Raw genomic sequence first — 20,463 nt, forward strand, 5'->3', positions numbered from 1 at the left:
AGGGTGCCAGCTCCGTGGCCGCTCTAAACAAAAGCTGTCCCGGGCTTTGCATTGCAAACGGATCAGGTGGCGAACAAATAAGCTTCCACGTCCATTCCGGCATCACGCATTTGCGCCAGCTTGTAACGCAGGGTGCGCGGACTGATGCCCAAACGCTCGGCGGCCTCTTTGCGACGACCGCGTTCGGAACGCAAGGTGTCGATGATCATCTGGAATTCACGGCGACGCAGATCATCACCCAGCGCCCCGGCCGACTCGGATTCGACCTCCACGGTTCGCACGGACGTTGGCGCCAAGGCTGGCAACGGCGCACAGGCGACCGGCCCGGCCAGGCAGAAATCCTCAGGCTGTATCAATCCACCCTGCTGCAGGATCAGCGCCCGCTGAATCGCGTTATCCAGCTCACGCACATTACCCGGCCACGGATAACCGATCAGGCACGCCTGAGCCTCGGGCGACAGCTTTGCCGCGGCATGCTTCATTTTATTGACGTACTTGGCCAGAAGACGCTCGGCCAATGGCAGGATGTCGGCGGTACGTTCGCGCAACGGACGCCAGGCCAGCGGAAACACCGACAGGCGATAGTAAAGGTCTTCACGAAAACGCCCCGCCGCCACTTCACCGGCCAGGTCACGGTTGGTGGTGGCGACCACTCGAATGTCCAGCGTGATCGGCTTGCGAGCGCCGACTCGCTCGACTTCGCGCTCCTGCAAAACTCGCAGCAACTTGGCCTGGAGCCCAAGGGGCATTTCGGAAATCTCGTCGAGCAGGATAGTCCCGCCATCAGCCTGTTCGAACTTGCCGGCCTGCGCCGCGATGGCGCCGGTAAACGAGCCCTTTTCGTGACCGAACAGCGTGGCTTCGAGCATGTTGTCGGGGATGGCTGCGCAGTTGATCGCAATGAACGGCTGACTGGCGCGATGGGAATGCTGATGGATGTACCGCGCCAGCACTTCCTTACCGGTCCCGGACTCACCGGAGATCAACACCGTGGAATCACTGCGCGCCACCCGTGCGGCCAATTCCAGCAATTGCGCACTGGCCGGCTCGAACGCTACAGGCCCCTCGCCCTCGGTCGCGCCGAGACTGCCCAGCGCATGACGCGCCACCAGATCGAGCAATGCCTTGGGCTCGAACGGTTTGACCAGGTAATCCGCCGCGCCCTGGCGCATCGCATCGACTGCCCGCTCCACGGCACCGTGAGCCGTCATCAGCAACACCGGCAACTGCGGCTGACGAGTGCGCAGCAATCCGAGCAGTTGATGGCCGTCCATGCCCGGCATGTTGACGTCACTCAGCACCAGGTTGAACGCCTCGGCACCGACCGCTGCCAGCGCTTCTTCCGCCGAACCGACGGCTTTGAAATCGTGCCCGGCGAGCAACAGCGTATCGGCCAATGCTTCGCGTAGCGCGCGGTCATCCTCGACCAGTAAAACCTTGATTGCCATGTCCTTCACTCCGCTCCCTGAGCGCTGGGCTTTTCACCAGAAAAAAGTGGCAGGATCACCTGCGCACACGTGCCGCGACCGAGCCGCGAGCGCAGCTGCAATTCTCCTTGATGAGCACGCGTCACTGCCTTGACCACGGTCAGGCCGAGGCCGGTTCCGGTGGTTTTAGTGGTAAAAAATGGCTCACCCAGACGCGCCAGCACTTTCGTATCGATGCCGCTACCGCTGTCGCTGACCGCTACACGCAGGTTGTTGTCACGGGTATAGAAATGGACTTTCAAACGCACATCGCCGGCGCTGGCCTGGATGGCGTTCTCGATCAGGTTCAGGATCGCCCCGACCAGCGTGTCGCGATTGCACAGCAACTCGCCGGAATGACTGTCGCATTGCCAGCGAATCGGCAGGTCCTGCACATGAGTCAATGCTGCCGCCTGCAACGACTGCATCAGCACTTTGGGCGTGACGCGATCGGTCAGCGGCAGCTCGCCGCGCGCAAACACCAGCATGTCGCGAACCTGATGTTCCAACTCATGCAGACGCTCTTTCAGGCGCCCGGCAAAACGTTGCTGGGTCTCGACCGGCAACGCTTGCTCAGTCAAATGACTGGCGTAGAGCAAGGCGGCGGACAAGGGGGTACGAATCTGATGAGCCAGCGAAGCGACCATTCGGCCGAGGGACGACAGACGTTCGTGACGGGCCAGCTGATCTTGCAGATGACGGGTTTCAGTCAGGTCGTTGAGCAACACCAACTGACCGGGCTCGGCATCCAGCGAGCGCGTGGAGATCGACAAGCGCCGACCGTCCTTGAGCGAGATTTCGTGACCGTCGTCTTCTCGGGGCGCAAAGCAGCGGGCAATGACATGACGCCACAGCTCGCCTTCGAGGGGCAGCCCAAGCAGTTCGCAGGCAGCGGGATTGGCTTCGCGCACGATGCCTTGGGCATCGATGACGATGACGCCGCCGGGCAACAGATCGAGGAGGTTTTGCAGCCGGTTGGCCAGGCGTTCTTTTTCCGCCAGCTCCTGCATGCGCTGCGCGCTGACCACCGCCAGCTCCCCCTTGAGCTCGGTGACCCGGGCTTCGAGCATGCTGTAGGAATCGGTCAATTGGCTCGACATCTGGTTGAACAGTGCAAACGCCTGCTCAAGGCCAAGCCGGCTCGCCTGCTCTACGGACGACGGTTGTCCCGAAGCGTCAGGGACAGGAGACATCTGGGCGGCTTGGGGCATCGTGCTCTCTCGCTTGGCTGACCGTCAGTTAAACGGAACGTTGCGAGGGATGTAGCAATACCCGTGCCTAAAAAAAACCGCCTATAAATGAAGGACTTGAAAAACAGGCGTCAATCATCCGCCTGTTCATCTCCATCACGACGGCTCATGCCGTACTTGCGCATCTTTTCCACCAGTGTGGTGCGACGAATACGCAGCCGCTCTGCCGCGCGCGCCACGATGCCATTGGCATCATCCAGTGCCTGCTGAATCAGCCCTTGTTCCAGACCACCGAGGTAGTCCTTCAGGTCCAGACCTTCCGGCGGCAGCATGGCACCGGCAGAGAAGTCCGGAGTATGACCGTTGATGGCCACGCGCTCTTCAAGATCGCTGCGCAAGCTGTCGACCAGTTGCTCGTCTTCGTCATCGACGTAACGGAATTTCTTCGGCAACTCGACCACGCCGATCACCCCATACGGATGCATGATCGCCATGCGCTCCACCAGGTTGGCGAGTTCGCGGACGTTGCCCGGCCAGCCGTGGCGGCACAGCGACATGATCGCCGCCGAGTTGAAACGGATCGACCCACGCTTCTCGTGCTCCATGCGCGAGATCAACTCGTTCATCAGCAGCGGAATGTCTTCGACACGCTCGCGCAGTGGCGCCATTTCGATCGGGAACACGTTCAGGCGGTAGTACAAGTCTTCGCGGAAGGTGCCGATCTCGATCATGCTTTCGAGATTCTTGTGGGTCGCCGCGATGATCCGCACATCGACGCTCTGGGTCTTGTTGCTGCCCACGCGCTCGAAGGTGCGTTCCTGCAATACGCGCAGTAACTTCACCTGCATCGGCAACGGCATGTCGCCGATTTCATCGAGGAACAGCGTGCCGCCATTGGCCAGTTCGAAACGCCCGGCGCGGCTGGTGATTGCCCCGGTGAAGGCGCCCTTCTCGTGGCCAAACAGTTCGCTTTCCAGCAATTCGGCCGGGATCGCCCCGCAGTTGACCGGTACGAACGGCGCGTCACGTCGCTTGGAGTGATAGTGCAGGTTGCGCGCGACCACTTCCTTGCCGGTCCCGGACTCACCGAGGATCAGCACACTGGCGTCGGTGTCGGCGACTTGCTGCATCATCTGACGGACGTGTTGAATCGCCCGGCTGGTGCCGACAAGGCTGCGGAAAAGATTGGGTTCACGGTGACGGCCGCGCTCGCGGGCCTGGTCGTACATCTCGCGATAAACCTGGGCTCGGTGCAGGGAGTCGAGCAATTTGCTGTAGCTGGGCGGCATCTCTAGGGTCGAAAGCACTCGGCGACGCTGGTCTTCTGGCAAGTCAACGGAAGAATTATCGCCCATTAACAAAACCGGAAGGAACTCATCCCAGGTTGAGAGTGTCTTTAACAAGCCCACGAGTGCGCCAGGAGCATTGACCGTCCCGATCAGGACACAGATTACTTCACGACTTGATGACAATGAGCCGACAGCCTGCTGCCAGTCATGGCTACCGCAGGGTAAATTTTCTTCGCCAAGAAAATTTAAAATCACCGCCAAGTCGCGGCGACGGACGCTATCGTCATCAATCAGCAGAATTTTGGTTTCACGCCACATGCAATAGCAACTTCCCTAGTCAACTCAATGCCCAAATGCTGGGGCAAGCTAGACGCTTGCAGACACGTTATGCCTGTAGACGCCTGAAATCTGGAATCAGCCACTAGTTAAGTCAAAAAACCGTGCACAGTCAAATTTATGGCGCACTATGTTTGGATTAACCGGGGATTAATTAACCGAACAGATGGTAAACCTTTGCCGCGCTCTGCGCTTGGTGGATCTGCGACATCTCATCAACTATCGCTTGGCGCTCTCCCATCGTCGCCGTCAGCAAATCCTTGTACACCGCCAGCAGCCCCTCCAGATTGGTCCGCAACGCTTCTTCGTCGATCGGCGCCTCGCTCAGCACCTCATCGACGCATTCGCGACAGGCCACATCCAGTTCGCTGATCGCATCCCAATTGCGCGCCGCCAAGGCGTCAACCAAGGCTTCCCGCGTTTCTTCAATCCGCTGCAGTGCTTGACTCATGGCGCTATCCTCAGACCCGCAGGCCTATTGGTTTGCAATTGCATCCCAGCCGCTTTTCAGGGTATCGAGCAAACCCGATACTTCGTCGATGATCGCTGCATCGTTGTTGCGGTTAGCTTCCATCAGCCGCGTCATCATATAGGCGTACAAGTTGTCGAGCTGTTGAAGCGAAGCCGGGTCTTCAGTCTTCTCCGGATTCAGACCGTCACGCAGGCCAATGATGATGTCCACGGCCTTGCCGAGCATCAATCCCTTGAGTGCGATGTCACCCCGCTCCATTGCGCCCTTGGCTTGAGCCATGCGGTCCAACCCACCCTCCATCAGCAACTGAACCAGGCGATGGGGATTGGCTTCAGAGATCTGAGCATGGGAATTGACCTTCTGGTACTGGCGAAGGGCTCTCATGGGATTCATGTTTCTACCTCGTGACAGACAACAAGTGAAATAGGTTTGCTCTGATCATTATGTCGACTGGTCGACATAAAACTTTAATCCCGACTCGCTACCAAAGAAAAAACCCAGGCGCTGTTATTACAGCCGGCCTGGGTTTTTTATGCCTGATCCGGATCAGTCGGACTTCGGATTGTTCAGTGCGTTGAGCGTGGTCATGATGCTGTCGCTCTGCGCGCGCAGTCTGGCCACAAGGGAGTCCATGGCGGTGTACTTGGCGGTCAGACTCAACTGCAGGCTGGTCATCCGCGAATCGAGGGTGTCCTGCTGCTTTTTCAAGTCGTTCAGGCTGTCGGTCAGGCTCGCCGAGCGCGCGGCGAACACACCGGTCTTGCTCAGGGCGAAGCTGTCAGTCGCGGTTTTCATACGCGCCAGCAAACCGGTGTCGCCGGTGAAGATGCCGTTGATGTCGGCGGCATTGGTGATGACCGCTGCATCGAACAGTTTGTCGTCGATTGATAGTGTCCCGGTTTTCTGGTCGGTCTTGACACCGAACTGAGCGAGAGACTTCATCTGACCGGTGCCACCCATCGCATTCAGCTCAGTACGCACCGCCGACAGCATTGAGCGCAGAGAGGCATCGCCTGTCAGGGCGCCGGACGTTACCGAACCATCGGCATTGGTGATGACCTGGGTTTCAGCGTTGGCCACCTTGATCAATGCGTTGTAGGTATCGACAAAACCTTTGACCGCCGACTTCAGCGTCGTACTACTGGCAGACACTGTGATAGTGGCCGGTGTCGCCGCACCGCCACCTGACGGAACAGGAGACACCCCTGTCAGTTTGACGGTGATCCCGCTCACAGCATCTGCAATGGTATTGGTTTTGGAGCTCATCGACACGCCGTCGAGAACGTACTCGGCATTTTGCGGTGTAGCGAGGACCGAGGTGCCAACATTCAGACCAGAGCTGCCACTCAGGATCAAGTCCGAACCTACACCTGTCGTAGTCGAGGTCAGCACCATTCGAGAACCGCTGGCGTCGGTCAGAATGTTGGCACTCAAGCCTTGGTTGGCGTACTGCGAGTTGATCGAGTCGCGGACCTGTTGCAACGTCGCGCCAGCAGGAATGCTGACGTCGAACGTGTTAGTGCCCTGCTTAATGGTCAACGTGGTCGGGGTTGCGCCGGCGTTAACCACTGAAGAAGCGCCGTCGGCAAAGACCTTGGTCGAAATTTTCGACGCTGTCGCCAACTTGGTCACCAACAGCGAGAAACTGCCGGCAGCTGCGCCTGTACCGGTGGTCACAGTTGCGACTTTCTCGTCGGACGACGAACCAGCCAGCCCACTGAAGGTGGCGGTCGTCTTCATGGTGTCCAACGCTCCACGGAAGGCATCCAGCGCCGCCTGGATTTTGCCGATAGACGACAGCGAGGTAGTCGCTTTCAGCGTCTGGCTATTGATCTGTGTCTGCTTCGGTGCCCTTTCGGAGTCGACCAAAGACTTCACGATCGCCTGGGTATCGATGTTCGAACCAATACCGCTAACCGTTGAACCCGCCATCATCTCTCTCCTTATCCAGTGGCTGCCGTTTTCTTGACTAAGAGCGCCTTAACCAGCGACAGCAACAAAATTCATGCCAGCTCAAGCCTTGGCGTCAAACAGCAAGCTGCTGGCGTCCGTCAGGCTCTGTGCAAGCTTCAATGCGGTTTCCGAAGGGATCTGGCGAATCACGTCACCGGTTTCGGTGGCGATGACCTTGACCACGACCCGGCCGGTGGAATCATCAATGGTAAAATCCAGCTTGCGCTGGGCAGCCTGGACGAATTCCCGAATATCGGTCACGGCTTTTTCCAGATCATCACGCTTGGGCTCGGAGCCGGATTTCGCGACGAGCTCAGCCTTGGGCTGTTCCTGTTTGGCAGTGACGGTCGGCGTTACACCCTGAAGGGCAACGGCCGGATAAGACAGGTTCAACTTAACGCTCATGTCCATGCTAAATCTCCTCATCACGGAAAAGACGAAAGGGCACGTAAACGCGCCCTTCCGTCAGTCACCAAGCGCTGGAATTACTGAAGCAGTTTCAGTACAGCGGATGGCAGCTGGTTAGCCTGGGACAGGATCGCAGTGGACGCCTGTTGCAGGGTTTGTTGCTTGGTCAGCTGGGCAGTTTCGGACGCGAAGTCGACGTCCTGGATCACGCCACGAGCAGCGGTGGAGTTGTCCGAGATGCTGCGCAGGTTCGACACGGTGCTGTCGAAACGGTTTTGTACGGCACCGAGGTCAGCACGCTGGGAGTCGATGTTGGCGATCGCTTGCGAGATCACGTCAACAGCGTTTTGTGCGTTGGCAGCGGTGGTCACGTCAGTGTTGCTGACCACGGTTTTGGCCGAGCTCACGGTAGTACCGGCAGCAACGAACAGGCCAGTTGCACCAGCGCCGTTCATCGAGTAGCTGTTGGTGGAGTTCAGGGAAACTGCGCCAGTCACTTGGACTGCAGTGGCAGCGGCAGGAACAGCAGCACCGTAGGCACCGGCACCGTCTTTGGCCTGAACCGAGATACCGGCGATGGCGCTGGCGTCACCAGCGTTCAGGATGATGTTTTCGCCGGAGTCGGATTTGACTTCCAGGCTGTTGGTAGTGGCGTTGAAGTTAACGCTGATGCCCAGCTTGGCAGCGTTGGACTTCAGTTGGTCAGCCAGGCCAGCCGTGTCGGTTACGCCGACCATGTTGACTGCGGCGCCAGCGCCTACCTTGATGGTGAAGTTCGCAGTACCTGGCGCAGCACCAGTGATCGCTGCAGTGTTTACAGTGAACTTGGCTTCAGTGCTGGCAGTAGCCGACAGGCCGCCGATAACGCCGTTCAGTTGGGAAGCGGTGGTTTTGGCAGATTGACCAGTAACGGTGGTGATGCTAGCGGTTTGGCCGCCACCGGTAATGGCGATGGCACCACCGGTCACACCGGCCAGGCTTGGCGCAATGGCCACGCTTTTCAGCTGCTGGGAGCCAATGTTGTTAGCCGATACGTCGCCCAGAGTCATGTTGATGGTCTGGTTGGCGTTAGCGCCGACTTGGAAAGCAGTAGTACCGAAAGAACCGTCCAGCAGGTTACGACCACCGAAGGTAGTGGTGCTAGCGATACGCGACAGCTCGGAAGTCAGAGCCGAGTACTCGGCGTTGTTCGACTTACGGTCTTCAGCGCTTGGCGAGCCGTTCGCGGAAGCCAGAGCCAGGGTACGCATTTTCTGCAGGATGTTGGTGGATTCCTGCATCGCGCCTTCAGCAGTTTGCGCGATGGAGATGCCGTCACCGGCGTTCTTGATGGCAGTGCCCAGGCCGTTGATCTGGCTGGTCAGACGGTTGGAGATTTGCAGGCCGGCCGCATCGTCTTTAGCGCTGTTGATACGCAGGCCGGAAGACAGACGTTGCATCGAAGTTTGCAGATTGTTGGAAGCTTTGTTCAGGTTGTTCTGAACGGTCAACGATGCAAGGTTGGTGTTTACTGTTAAAGCCATGACGAAATCCTCGTTGGATGGATACTGCGGCTTCCGGCCCTGACATCCGTCGGGTGTGGCCTAGAGAACCTACGTAATAGTTATCGTCGTGAAGAGGCTTTGCTTGAGGGGTTTTTTGGAAATTTTTAGTGGCAGCTTGCCAGCCCTTTAGTTTCAAGGCTTTAGAGCCAGAATTTCGTCGCCAGTAAAACGCAAAACGCCCGGAAACTTTCGTTCCCGGGCGTTTTTTATAGCGTCATTGCTACACAGCCGATCAGCCGCGAAAGAGAATCGCCGAGCCCCACGACAGGCCTACACCGAAACCGCTGATGGCCACACGGGTCCACTTGGAATCGAACACGTGGTTCTGCAACAGCAGCGGAATACTCGAAGACACCGTGTTACCGGTTTCGAGCATGTCCTTGATGAACTTCTCCGGCTCGCCTTCTTCGAAGCGACGCGCAACGGCATCGACAATCGCCGCACTGCCCTGGTGAATGCAGAAAGCGTCAATATCGTGCGCCTGCAAGTTGGACTCATCCAGCAGCTCGTGCAAATGGGCCGGGACTTTCAGCAAAGCGAAGTTGAAGACCTGGCGGCCGTTCATGAAGAACACGCCATCGGTGACCTTGAGGTGCGGTGCACCGGAACCGTCGGTGCCGAACTTCGATTTGCCGAGCTGCCAGACAGCGTTTTCGCCCATCCAGGTCGCGGTGGCGGCATCGCCGAACAGCATGGTGGTGTTGCGGTCTTCCGGGTCGACAATCTTCGAGTACGGATCCGCTGTCACCAGCAGACCATTTTTCAGCCCCGTCGCTTCCATGAATCCCTTGAGGGCATAGATGCCGTAAACGTAACCGGAACAGCCCAGGGAGATATCAAAAGCGGCGACATGGGTTGGCAGACCCAGTTTGTCCTGAACGATCGCAGCGGTATGCGGCAGGCCTTCCTCGTCACCGTTCTGGGTGACGACGATCAGGCAATCGATGGATTCACGCTTGAGTTCGGGACTGGCGGCGAACAGGGCATTGACTGCTTCGACGCACAGATCCGAAGTTTCCTGATCGGCCCCCTTGCGCGGCAAAAACGCCGAGCCGATCTTGCCAAGGATAAAGGTTTCGTCCTTGTCGAACTTTGCACCCTGGGCGTAGTTGTCAACCCCGGCTGCCGGCACATAACTCGCTATGTTTTTTATGCCAATCATTATGGCTTCCCAATAATAAACAGCTGAATATCGCCGCTCGCTGAATCGAGGGCGTTTACAGTCAGGGCTCAGCCCCCAGAGGAGGCAACGTTGGGACTCAAGGATTACCTTGAGCAGGCCCACCACCTTCACCGCCCGCAGACAGGATACAGTGAAGATGCGCGTTTTGACTGGCGGGTCACTCAGAGATCGGTGCTTTATTTGATTTTGTAACCCCAGCGCAGTCCGGACCTGCCTCGATCTTCTCAAAAAAAACGCAAAAAAAAGCCAGCCCCTTATCACAGGGACTGGCCGCGAGCGGTCAAGACCGACTCAAAGCTTGTTGAACAGGCCCAACTGGGAAATCTTCGAGAACGCCAGTTGCGCCGCTTGCAGCATGGTCTGCTGCAAGGTCAGACGCGTCAGCACTTCCGCAGGATCGGTGTTCTTGATTCCGTTCTGCGTTGAATCGTTGATCAGGCTAGTGCTCTGGTTTTGTTCGGCCTGCATATCCATCACGTTACCCCGGGCACCGATAGCGCCACGGGCCAGGTCGACCTGGTTCTTGGCATTGCCCAGGTTGGCAATTGCCGAAGCTACGGTGTCTTCCAGAAAGCGCTGCGCGGTCGGGTTGCCCTGGGTCGGTGAGTTAAGCGCCTGACGCAGCTGGCTGATGGTATCCAGCACATTCTGGGTCTGGTGAGTATTGACCGCGATATCGAATTGATCGCCCGCAGCGGGTGCCCCCCCACTGAGGGTAAAGCTGACACCGGCCGCTGTCGCTACACCCGCCGCCACGGTCCCGGAGGTTACCGGTGTGCTACTGCTGGTCAACGGACGGGCGTACAAGTCGAAGGTCGTTGGGCTGGCGAATTTCAGAACCGCACCGCCCTCAGGAAAATAGCTCTTGTAGTCAGCAGCATTGGTCACCGAAGACTGGCTCACCAAAGCCGTCGACCCATTGCTCGGCGCACGGTTGCTGACGAAGCTGTCCGGCTTGGCCGCCAACTGGAAACTGTGACCGGCGATCACCGCGTCGGCGTTGGTGGCGTTGTCACCGGCCTGGAAAGTGATATCCAGTTTAAAGGTCACACCACGAAAGTTGACGTCGGAGCCGCCCTTGGCATTTGGGTCAAACACCCCGCCCTGACTCGCCTCGGCGGTCACGTCATTCCCCAAGGCATCCGTGATCGAAAACTGGGTGCTGCTGGTGAAGGCCAGGGTATACGGCTGACCACTGCGGAAACTTGCATCGAAAGCCGGGCCGGAACTCACCAGGCCTGGCGACAAGGCCACACGCCCGTCATTGACGGCCGGCGCGGTCATGGTGGTCGAACTTCGGGCGGCATTGATCGCCTGCTGAAACACATCCCAACCGGTATCGTTAAGACCCAGCGACATCGAGTCACCGATCTTCAATTGCAGCTGCGTCTGGTCACCCTGATAGCTGTAGGTACCGTCGCTGTTGCGTGTAAAAGGCTGAGTATTGTTGCTGGCGCCGGAAAAAATGTACTTGCCGTTGGCATCCTTACTGTTCATCAGGCTCAGCAGTTGATCTTCAGCCTGACCGAGTTCTGCCGCAATGGATTTACGGTCGTCGTCGTTCAACGAACCGCCACCGGCACGTACCGTCAACTCGCTGACTTTCTGCAGCACGTTGTTGATGCTGTCCAGCACGCTTTCTTCCTGCGCCTGAGCGGTGTTCAAGGCGCTGATGTTGGTGGTGTACTGACCCAGCATCGCTTTTTGCTGATCGAGTTGCAGCAGGCGGGCCGCACCGACCGGATCATCCGCCGCTGTCTCAAGCTTCACACCACTACTGGCCTGCTCGGCCGACTTCAGCAGGTTATTGAAGTTGCGCTGATAGTTGGCAGCCGTCGTCGCATAATACTGTGCAGTAGAAATACGCATGTTCTACGGCTCCTTAAAGGGCATTGATCAGAGTGCTGAAGATTTCCTGCGCAGTCTTGATGATCTGCGAAGAGGCCGAATAGTACTGCTGGAATTTGATCAGGTTGCCGGTCTCTTCATCGAGATCAACGCCCGACAGCGAGTCGCGCGAGTTCCTGGCCTGGGTCAGGATGGTGTCAGTCGCCGTGGCATCCAGTTGACCCTGCTTGGTCATGGAGCCGACCGAGGAGACAAGTCCGCCGTAGGCCTCAGTGAAGCTCACGCCCGGACTGGTAGTGTTAGCACCAACCGTGGCCTTGGTTTGCAGACCGAGCAGCGCTTGGGCGTTGCGGTTGTCAGTACTGCCGGACGCCGTCATCGAGATATTGAAACTGTCGTCCTTGGCGGGGCTGCCGCTGACGGTCATTGCGACCTTGAAGGTTTTCGCAGCGCCCCCGGCGTCCGTGTAAGGCACCGAAATACTCAGATCGTTGTTCTGACCAGGCACGATGCTGCCGGTCCCGATGCTGGTGCCTTTGGCGTCGAACACCTCGTAAGCGGTGCTGCTGGTCATGAGCAGGCGAACCGGCATCGCCGCCTTGACCGCCGTCTGTACTTCCAGGCGCTGTACCGGATCGTAGATATCCAGTGCAGTACTCAACGTTGGCTGGCTGACAGCACCGGTGCCGTCATTGCCCGAGGCTTTGGTGGATGTCAGCGGAGCGGCTGTAGCCAAGGTCTTGGCGTCAGTCATGACGGTGGTCATGTCCGCCGCTGAACTGCGTGTCGGGGTAATTTTGAAGGTATCGCCAGCGCTCACCGGGCCAGCGTTGAGGCTCAGGCTGAAGCCGTCGATGACCGGTGCCGGGGTAGCGCCCAGCGTGAAGCTGCCCATGTCGGTATTGTCCGACAGACGACGCACGCTGTAGCCGGTGGCGCTGGTGAAGGTCACTTGGTAATCGCTGGCCGCCAGCTTGCTGGTGTCTTTGATGGTGACGTTGAGATTGCCGGACGTCGGGTCGTTGTTGCCATTGGCGATACTGCGCTGGCTGATGGCCTTTAGGCTATTGATGTCGTTAAACAACGCCGAGCCGAAATTGCCGTTCTGATCCAGCCCCTGCCCCAACTGTTTGTTGACCTGATCGGCCACCACCATGGCGATGCGACCCAGCCCGTTGACGGCTGGCGTCAGCACATCGTCGCGGTAACGCAACAGGCCACCCATCTCGCCGCCGCTGACCCGGGAAGTGATATCAATCGTCGAACTGCCGCGATCCAGGATGATCGAGGACCGGGTAGGGTCATTCTTGTCGGCCGCCACGCGCAACGTATTGGCCGTATCACCGATGACCAGCGGCTGACCGCTGCCCAGATAAATATCCAGCCTGCCGTTGGTTTCGGTGACCTGCGTGCCCACCAGCTCGGAGAGCTGGCGAACGGTCTCGTTGCGCTGGTCCAGCAGGTCGTTGGGCATGCCGCCCGAACCACTGACCTCACTGATTTTCTTGTTGTAGGCCGCTACAGTCGCCGCCAGCTTATTGACCTGCTCAGCCATCGAGCCCAGCTGATCGTTGATGTACGTGCCTTGCTGATTCAATTGCTGGGAGATGGCATTGAAACGACTGCTCAACCCCTGGGCATTGGTCAACAACGCTTGACGTGCAGCGCTGTCATTGGAGTTGGCGGACAGCGTTTGCAACGACGAGAAGAACGATTGCAGCGTTTTGGAAATACCGGTGCCGCTGTCGGACAACAGCTTGTCCACTTGCGTGGCTTGCCCCAGATACGCTTGCGCATCGCTATTGAGCGAAGTGGTGGTCTGCAACTGAGCATCGAGGTAACTGTTGTACACCCGGCGCACATCGGCCAGCGTCGTACCGGTGCCAATGAATACATTGCCGTACTGCTGCGAGGCTTTGGTGCCCTGCACGGTCTGCTGACGCGAGTAACCCGCGGTATCGACGTTGGCGATGTTGTTACCCGTCGTCATCAACGACGATTGGCTGGCTGACAGCCCCGACATCCCGATATTGAGCAAACTCATGGTTCAGACCTTATAGCTTGTGCCTATAAAGGCGTGGTGGTAGCGCCCGCCGCAGCGTAGTTCTGGTAACTCGTCATCTGCTTGGCTATCTGCGAAATCTTGCTTGCGTAGTCCGGGTCGGTTGCGTAACCGGCCTTTTGCAACTCACGCACAAACTGTTCTGGGTTATCGGCCGACTTCACGACATCTTGATAGCGATTGTTGGTTTGCAGCAGCGTCACAAGGTCATGAAAGCTGTCCTTGTAAGAGTCATAGGAACGGAACTGAGCCGTCTCCTTGACCATCTCGCCATTCCTGAATTCGCTGGTAATTGCCCGCGCCGATTCGCCTTTCCAACTGTTCCCAGCTTTGATGCCGAACAGGTTGTGGCTACTGCTGCCATCCTGGGCGCGCATGACCGATTTGCCCCAACCGGTTTCCAGGGCGGCCTGTGCCACCAGGTAACGCGGATCGACACCAATGCGTTCGGCGGCCTCTTTGGCCATCGGCAGCATGGTGTTGACGAATTCGTCGGAGGAACTGAAGGCTTTCTTCGCCGGAGCCAAGGGAATTTGTGCGACGGCACGCCCATGAATCTGCAAGCCTGGATTCGAAGCCGCTTGCGCATTCGCCAGCCAATCACCATTGAACAAAGGCCCTGAACCGGTGGACGCCACGCGCTCCGGCAACGGAGTCTTGTTGACCGTCGCGGCTATCGTCGTGGTGGCGGTCGTCGTGACGGAAGGCACGAGACCAGCCAGCAAACGATCAGCCAGTTTTGGCGGCAAGGCCAGGCGCCGTTGATTGATCAGCGCCATGTCATTGCGATGAGCGCCCTCGCCCGCATTTGCCGGCGACTTCACCGAGCGCGAAGCCCACAACGGACGCTCGCCATTGAGGCGCGACAGCGGCCCGTTGGTGCCGACCGTACCGGCGGCAATCGGGGTTTCCACGGCGGCTTTCGCGGCAGCGGCCTCGCCCGGGGCCAGCGGTTTGTTCTTCGACATCTGACGCATCAGCACGTCAGCCAGACCAATACCGCCACCCTCTCGGGACATGGAAACGGCCAACTGCTGGTCGTACATTTCCTGGTATTGCTTGGCTGCCGGCGTGTTGAGCGGATTGTCCTGGCCCAGCGCGTCGGTGGCCGAGCGCATGGACTTGAGCATTTCACCGAGAAACAGCGACTCGAATTCCTGCGCAACCTTGCGCATGTTCGCGTCACTGTCCTTGTCGCCGACCTTGAGTTGGTTCAAGCGATTCAGGTCCGAATAGGAACCCGAATCGTTGCTGCTGACCCCCAAACCGCCCTTGCGCATATCCATGGTCGCCGTCCTCAGATCACGATCAGGTCGGCTTGCAATGCGCCGGCCTGTTTCAGTGCTTCGAGGATCGCCATCAAGTCACCCGGTGCCGCGCCGACCTGGTTCACCGCACGCACGATTTCGTCGAGGGTGGTGCCCGGGCCGAACTTGAACATCGGCTTGGCTTCCTGCTGGGCGTTGACCCGCGAGCGCGGCACGACCGCCGTCTGCCCATTGGACAGAGGGCCGGGCTGGCTGACGATCGGGTCTTCGGTGATGGTCACGGTCAGGCTGCCATGGGTCACGGCGGCCGGGGAAACCTTGACGTTCTGGCCGATCACGATGGTGCCGGTCCGCGAGTTGATGATGACTTTCGCCACCGCCTGACCCGGGTCGACTTCAAGGTTCTCGATGATCGACAAATAGTCGACGCGCTGGCTCGGATCAAGTGGCGCACTGACGCGAATCGAACCGCCGTCGATGGCCTGGGCAACGCCAGGGCCGAGCATATTGTTGATCTTGTCGACGATGCGCTTGGCGGTGGTGAAGTCCGAACGATTGAGGTTCAGCGTCAGGCTGTTGCCCTGGTTGAAACCGCTCGGCACCGAACGCTCAACCGACGCACCGCCCGGGATACGACCGGCCGACGGAACGTTGACGGTGATCTTCGAACCGTCACGACCTTCGGCATCAAAACCGCCGACCACCAGATTGCCCTGGGCGATCGCGTAAACGTTGCCGTCGATACCCTTGAGCGGCGTCAGCAACAAGGTGCCGCCACGCAGGCTCTTGGAGTTACCGATGGACGCCACGGTGATATCCACCTGCTGACCCGGCTTGGCGAACGCCGGCAAATCAGCACTGATCGACACCGCCGCGACGTTCTTCAATTGCACGTTGCCCGAACCCGGCGGCACCTTGATACCGAACTGCGAGAGCATGTTGTTGAAGGTCTGCAGGGTGAACGGCGTTTGCGTCGTCTGGTCACCGGTGCCGTTAAGCCCGACCACCAGGCCGTAGCCGATCAATTGGTTGGAACGCACGCCGGAAATACTGGCGATATCCTTCAGCCGCTCGGCTTGCGCATTGAACGCTGCGGACAGCATCAGGGCGGCCACCATCAGGTGTTTAAGATTCAACGTAGCCACCTAGAAAGGGAACAGCGGGCTGAGGAAGAAACGGTCGAACCAGCCTGGCTGACTCGCATCGGCAAATGCACCGGTGCCCGAATAGGTGATGCGCGCATCGGCGACACGGGTCGACGAAACGGTGTTGTCGGTGGCGATGTCATCGGCGCGAACGAGCCCGGCAATCCGCACCAGCTCATCACCGGTGTTGAGGGTCAGCCACTTCTCGCCACGCACGGCGATGATGCCGTTGGGCAACACATCAGCGACGGTCACGGTGATCGAACCGGTCAGGCTGTTGCTCTGGCCGGACTTGCTGTCGCCCTTGGTTGCGCGGTCACCTTCGTAACCGACGTCCAGACTCAGGCTACCGCTGCCCACTGGATCGCTGGTGCTCAGGCCGCCCCCGAAAAACGAGCTCAGGCCGATGTCGGTCTTGCTGTTCTTGGCCATTTGCGAATTGGCGTTCTTGCTGGCCTGGGTGCGTTCGTTCAGGGTGATGGTAATGATGTCACCGACCCGGAACGCCTTGCGGTCGCTGTACAGGTTCTGTTCGAAGCCAGCCTGGTAGATCGAGCCATTATTGGCGGCAGCCGGCAATGGCGTGCGCGGCAACACCGGGGCGTAGTAAGGGTCATTGGGCTTGGGCGGCGGGGCAACGCAGCCCGCGAGCACAACGGCCCCACTCAGTGCCAGAACAGATACGAAGCGATTCATGACCCTACCTCACGGTGTTGCAGGCGACCTGATGGCCGCCTCATAGACTTGATTACAGATTCTGCGTTACGAACGAGAGCATCTGGTCGGCGGTGGAGATCACCTTGGAGTTCATCTCGTAGGCGCGCTGAGTGGTGATCATGTTGACCATCTCTTCAACGGTGCTGACGTTCGAGGTTTCCAGGGTGTTCTGCAGCGTGGTGCCGAAACCGGCCAGGCCCGGGGTACCGACTTGCGGCGCGCCGCTGGCTGCGGTTTCCAGGAACAGGTTGTTGCCCACAGCCTGCAGGCCGGCCGGGTTGATGAAGTCGGCGGTTTGCAGGTTGCCGATCACCTGGGATGCCGGGTTGCCGGCAACGGTGACGGACACGGTGCCGTCGCGACCGACCGTGAAGGTCTGGGCATCGTTCGGGATGACAATGGCCGGTTCCAGAGCGAAGCCGCTGGAGTTCACGATCTGACCGTTGGAGTCAAGGTGGAACGTACCGTCACGGGTGTAGGAAGTCGTGCCGTCCGGCTGCAGAATCTGGAAGAAACCGCGACCGTCGATGGCCATGTCCAACGGCTGCTCGGTGGTTTGCAGGCTGCCGGCGGTGAAGTTTTTCTGGGTACCGACGATGCGCACACCGGTACCCACCTGCAGACCCGACGGCAGTTCGCTGTCCTGGGTCGACTGGGCGCCTGGCTGGCGTTTGATCTGATAGAGCAAGTCCTGGAACTCGGCGCGGTCACGTTTGAAACCCGTGGTCGACACGTTGGCCAGGTTGTTGGAAATGGTCGTCAGGTTGGTGTCCTGGGCGGACAGACCTGTTTTGGCAACCCATAGAGCCGGAAGCATTCGATTCTCCTCGTGCGCCTGTTTTACGGCGCGACGTTCTGATAATTAGCTGATCTGCAAGACCCGAGCCATGGCCTGGTCATCGTCTTTGGCGGTGTTCATCATCTTGATGTGCAGCTCGAACTGCTTGGCCAGGGCCAGCACCGAGGTCATCTCTTCCACGGCGTTGACGTTGCTCGACTCAAGGAAACCGGACACCAGTTTGACGTCGGCATCGGCTTGCGCCGGCTTGCCGTCCTTGGTGTGGATCGAACCGTCCAGGCCTTTGGTCATGTTCTTGAAGTCAGGATTAACCAGTTTGATGCGGTCGACTTCCGCCATCACGCGCGGACCTTCGCCCATCGCACGAATGCTGATGGTGCCGTCTTCGCCCACTTCGATTTGCTGCTCGGGCGGCACGGCAATCGGCCCGCCATTGCCCATCACCGGCATACCGTTGCCGGCCCGCAGCACGCCCAGGGCGTCGACGTTCAGGCTGCCGGTGCGCACGTAGCTTTCGCCGCCGTCAGGGTTCTGCACGGCGATCCAGCCATTGCCTTGCACCGCGACATCGAGGTCGCGACCGGTTTCCACCAATGCGCCAGGGGAAAAATCGGTGGCCGGACGTTCGGACAGGGCAAACGCACGCGCCGGAAAGCTGTCACCGAACACCGGCATTGAACGCGCCTGTTCCAGGTCTTTCTGGAAGCCGTTGGTGGAGATGTTCGCCAGGTTGTTCGCATGAGCCTTCTGCGCCAGTGCATTCTGGCTGGCGCCGGTCATTGCCACATAAAGGTACTTGTCCACACTCTTTCCTCTGCATGCCGGACGTTTGCCGCCCACTGCTGTACTGCTGAGCGATAAGCAATTTGCAGACCAACTTTTTTCTGGCGGCGCAGGGCCCGGCAAACAAAGGACTTGAGGGGTTCAGGAGGGATTAGAGGATTGTGTCGAAGACGAAAAACCGGCGGTGTTATGCCGGTAAGTGGCAAGAGCCGACCTCTCCGGCTCAACACCGTCCTGTAGCAGCTGTCGAGCCTGCGAGGCTGCGTTCGGCTGCGCAGCAGTCGTGAATTCAGACGCCGCGATCGTTTAGGTAAACCGCATACATAGGGTTTACGACTGCTGCGCAGCCGAACGCAGCCTCGCAGGCTCGGCAGCTGCTACAACGACTATGCGCTGCCGGGTTCTTTGCCGACCTCGTACTCACGCAACTTGTTGGCAATGGTCGTATGCGAAACCCCCAACCGCTTGCCCAGTTGGCGACTGCTCGGATGCTCGGAGTACAAACGCTCCAGCACCGCCTTCTCGAAACGCCCGACAATCTCGTCCAGCCCGCCCTCGAGCGAGAAATCGCCAAGTGGCTGGCGCACGCCGTAGTCCGGCAGGCGAATATGTTCGGCCTTGACGGTCCCGCCCTCGCACAAGGAAACCGCCTGGAACAACACGTTCTCCAATTGCCGGACATTGCCCGGCCAGTGGTAATGACTGAGCCGTTCCATCGCCGCCGGCGCCAGTTTCGGCAGCGGGCAACCGATCTGCCGACTGGCCTGATCGAGGAAGTGTTCCACCAGCGGCGTCAAACCATCGAGGCATTCGCGCAGTGGCGGGATGTGCAGTGAAAGCACGTTCAAGCGGTGATACAAATCCTGGCGAAACTCACCGCGCGCGCACAACTCGGACAGGTCGACCTGCGTCGCGCAGATCACCCGCACATCCAGATAAACCTCTTCATCGCTGCCCACACGACGGAAGCAACCGTCCTGCAGGAAACGCAGCAATTTCACCTGCAAACGCGGGCTCATTTCCCCGACGCCATCGAGAAACAGCGTACCGCCCGCCGTCAGCTCCAGCAGCCCGAGCTTGCCTTCGGCCCGCGCCCCTTCGAAAGCGCCGGGGCCGTAGCCGAACAGCTCCGTCTCGGCCATGGATTCCGGCAGGCCGGCGCAATTGAGCGCCATTAAAGGTGACTGCCCCCGCGGACTCGCCAGATGGCAGGCGCGCGCCAACAACTCTTTACCGGTACCGGTTTCGCCTTCTATTAATAGCGGCGCATCCAGCGGCGCCATGCGTCGGGCTTCGCGCACCACCGCGGCCATCACCTTCGAGCTTTGGAAAATGCTGTCGAAACCTCGCAGCTCCTGCTTGCGCACGTTATAGATGCGTTCACCGACCCGGTCGGCGCGGTGCAGCGTGAGTACTGCGCCAGCCATGGCTTCGCTGTCGTCATGCTCCGATTGCAGTGGCGCGATGTCGGCGAGAAACACATCACCTTTTACCTTCACCCGCAGGCCGTTGATCCGCGACTTGTTGGCGCGCACCAGTTCCGGCAAGTCGAAATCCTCGGCGTATCGCGACAGCGGAATCCCCGGCACCTCATCTACCCGCACGCCGAGCAACTGCGCCGCCGCGCGGTTGGCCGCGACGATCGAGCCGCCCATGTCGATCGACAGCACCGGAAACTCCAAGGCACCGAGCAACGCATTGAGCTCCATGTGCCGACGCTCGCTGGGCATCAGACCTACACGCTTGACGCCAAAAACCCCGGCAATCGATTCGAATTTCGGCCGCAACGCCTGGAACTGAATGTTGATCAGGTTCGGGCAATGCAGGTAGATCGCATTGCCATGCTCACCGCCGACCTCGCCGCGAGCGACGTTGATCCCGTACTCCACCAGCAGGTTGAGAATGTCGCGCAGGATACCGATGCGGTTCTGGCAGTGGACTTTGATACGCATATAAAGGCCCGAAACAGGAGAGATCGAGGGCCTGAGCAAGGATTTTTC

17 protein-coding genes are annotated in these 20,463 nt (G+C 59.1%); all 17 read right to left on the reverse strand.

All coding sequences use genetic code 11. The annotated features are described in order from the left end of the window. Window positions 1-62: 62 nt before the first annotated feature. The 17 genes from fleR to ACA056_RS21080 all read right to left on the reverse strand — a co-directional run bounded on the left by fleR (window position 63) and on the right by ACA056_RS21080 (window position 20,415). Entirely contained in the window at window positions 63-1,448 is a 1,386-nt protein-coding gene (gene fleR / locus ACA056_RS21000) for a sigma-54-dependent response regulator transcription factor FleR (RefSeq protein WP_497267461.1), read from the reverse strand. 5 nt (window positions 1,449-1,453) lie between these two features. After that, a complete protein-coding gene (locus tag ACA056_RS21005) occupies window positions 1,454-2,659 on the reverse strand; it encodes a sensor histidine kinase (RefSeq protein ID WP_166675828.1) in 1,206 nt (401 codons plus the stop codon). A 128-nt stretch (window positions 2,660-2,787) separates the two neighbouring features. After that, a complete protein-coding gene (locus ACA056_RS21010) occupies window positions 2,788-4,263 on the reverse strand; it encodes a sigma-54 dependent transcriptional regulator (RefSeq protein WP_461997422.1) in 1,476 nt (491 codons plus the stop codon). A gap of 172 nt (window positions 4,264-4,435) precedes the next feature. Then, window positions 4,436-4,732, reverse strand: a complete 297-nt coding sequence (gene fliT, locus ACA056_RS21015) for a flagellar protein FliT (protein WP_497267463.1) — start codon at window positions 4,730-4,732, stop codon at window positions 4,436-4,438. Window positions 4,733-4,756: 24 nt separating this feature from the next. Then, window positions 4,757-5,146 carry a flagellar export chaperone FliS gene (gene fliS, locus ACA056_RS21020; protein WP_033055968.1) on the reverse strand — a complete coding sequence of 130 codons (390 nt, stop codon included), beginning with the start codon at window positions 5,144-5,146 and terminating at the stop codon, window positions 4,757-4,759. Between the two features lie 153 nt (window positions 5,147-5,299). Further along, window positions 5,300-6,685: a flagellar filament capping protein FliD gene (gene fliD, locus ACA056_RS21025; protein WP_497273578.1), complete on the reverse strand. Its 1,386-nt coding sequence runs from the start codon at window positions 6,683-6,685 to the stop codon at window positions 5,300-5,302. An 81-nt stretch (window positions 6,686-6,766) separates the two neighbouring features. After that, window positions 6,767-7,117, reverse strand: a complete 351-nt coding sequence (locus ACA056_RS21030) for a flagellar protein FlaG (RefSeq protein WP_497267465.1) — start codon at window positions 7,115-7,117, stop codon at window positions 6,767-6,769. A 74-nt stretch (window positions 7,118-7,191) separates the two neighbouring features. Beyond that, on the reverse strand, window positions 7,192-8,637 hold the full coding sequence (locus ACA056_RS21035; protein WP_497267467.1) for a flagellin N-terminal helical domain-containing protein: 1,446 nt from the start codon (window positions 8,635-8,637) through the stop codon (window positions 7,192-7,194). Between the two features lie 253 nt (window positions 8,638-8,890). After that, on the reverse strand, window positions 8,891-9,820 hold the full coding sequence (locus ACA056_RS21040; protein WP_497267469.1) for a ketoacyl-ACP synthase III: 930 nt from the start codon (window positions 9,818-9,820) through the stop codon (window positions 8,891-8,893). A 312-nt stretch (window positions 9,821-10,132) separates the two neighbouring features. Next, the gene (locus ACA056_RS21045; RefSeq protein ID WP_497267471.1) at window positions 10,133-11,710 is read right to left on the reverse strand and encodes a flagellar hook-associated protein 3; all 1,578 of its coding nucleotides are present in this window, start codon (window positions 11,708-11,710) and stop codon (window positions 10,133-10,135) included. A 13-nt stretch (window positions 11,711-11,723) separates the two neighbouring features. Beyond that, entirely contained in the window at window positions 11,724-13,733 is a 2,010-nt protein-coding gene (gene flgK / locus ACA056_RS21050; RefSeq protein ID WP_497267473.1) for a flagellar hook-associated protein FlgK, read from the reverse strand. Between the two features lie 23 nt (window positions 13,734-13,756). Next, the gene (gene flgJ / locus ACA056_RS21055; protein ID WP_497267475.1) at window positions 13,757-15,037 is read right to left on the reverse strand and encodes a flagellar assembly peptidoglycan hydrolase FlgJ; all 1,281 of its coding nucleotides are present in this window, start codon (window positions 15,035-15,037) and stop codon (window positions 13,757-13,759) included. Window positions 15,038-15,048: 11 nt separating this feature from the next. Then, window positions 15,049-16,137, reverse strand: a complete 1,089-nt coding sequence (locus tag ACA056_RS21060; RefSeq protein WP_309677798.1) for a flagellar basal body P-ring protein FlgI — start codon at window positions 16,135-16,137, stop codon at window positions 15,049-15,051. Between the two features lie 27 nt (window positions 16,138-16,164). Next, a complete protein-coding gene (gene flgH / locus ACA056_RS21065; protein WP_309677797.1) occupies window positions 16,165-16,860 on the reverse strand; it encodes a flagellar basal body L-ring protein FlgH in 696 nt (231 codons plus the stop codon). 52 nt (window positions 16,861-16,912) lie between these two features. Next, a complete protein-coding gene (gene flgG, locus ACA056_RS21070; protein WP_497267477.1) occupies window positions 16,913-17,698 on the reverse strand; it encodes a flagellar basal-body rod protein FlgG in 786 nt (261 codons plus the stop codon). 45 nt (window positions 17,699-17,743) lie between these two features. Further along, window positions 17,744-18,484 carry a flagellar basal body rod protein FlgF gene (locus ACA056_RS21075; RefSeq protein WP_150655070.1) on the reverse strand — a complete coding sequence of 247 codons (741 nt, stop codon included), beginning with the start codon at window positions 18,482-18,484 and terminating at the stop codon, window positions 17,744-17,746. A 365-nt stretch (window positions 18,485-18,849) separates the two neighbouring features. Further along, a complete protein-coding gene (locus tag ACA056_RS21080) occupies window positions 18,850-20,415 on the reverse strand; it encodes a sigma-54-dependent transcriptional regulator (RefSeq protein ID WP_282479852.1) in 1,566 nt (521 codons plus the stop codon). Window positions 20,416-20,463: the final 48 nt, after the last annotated feature.

This window comes from Pseudomonas sp. LBUM1666, assembly GCF_059695775.1.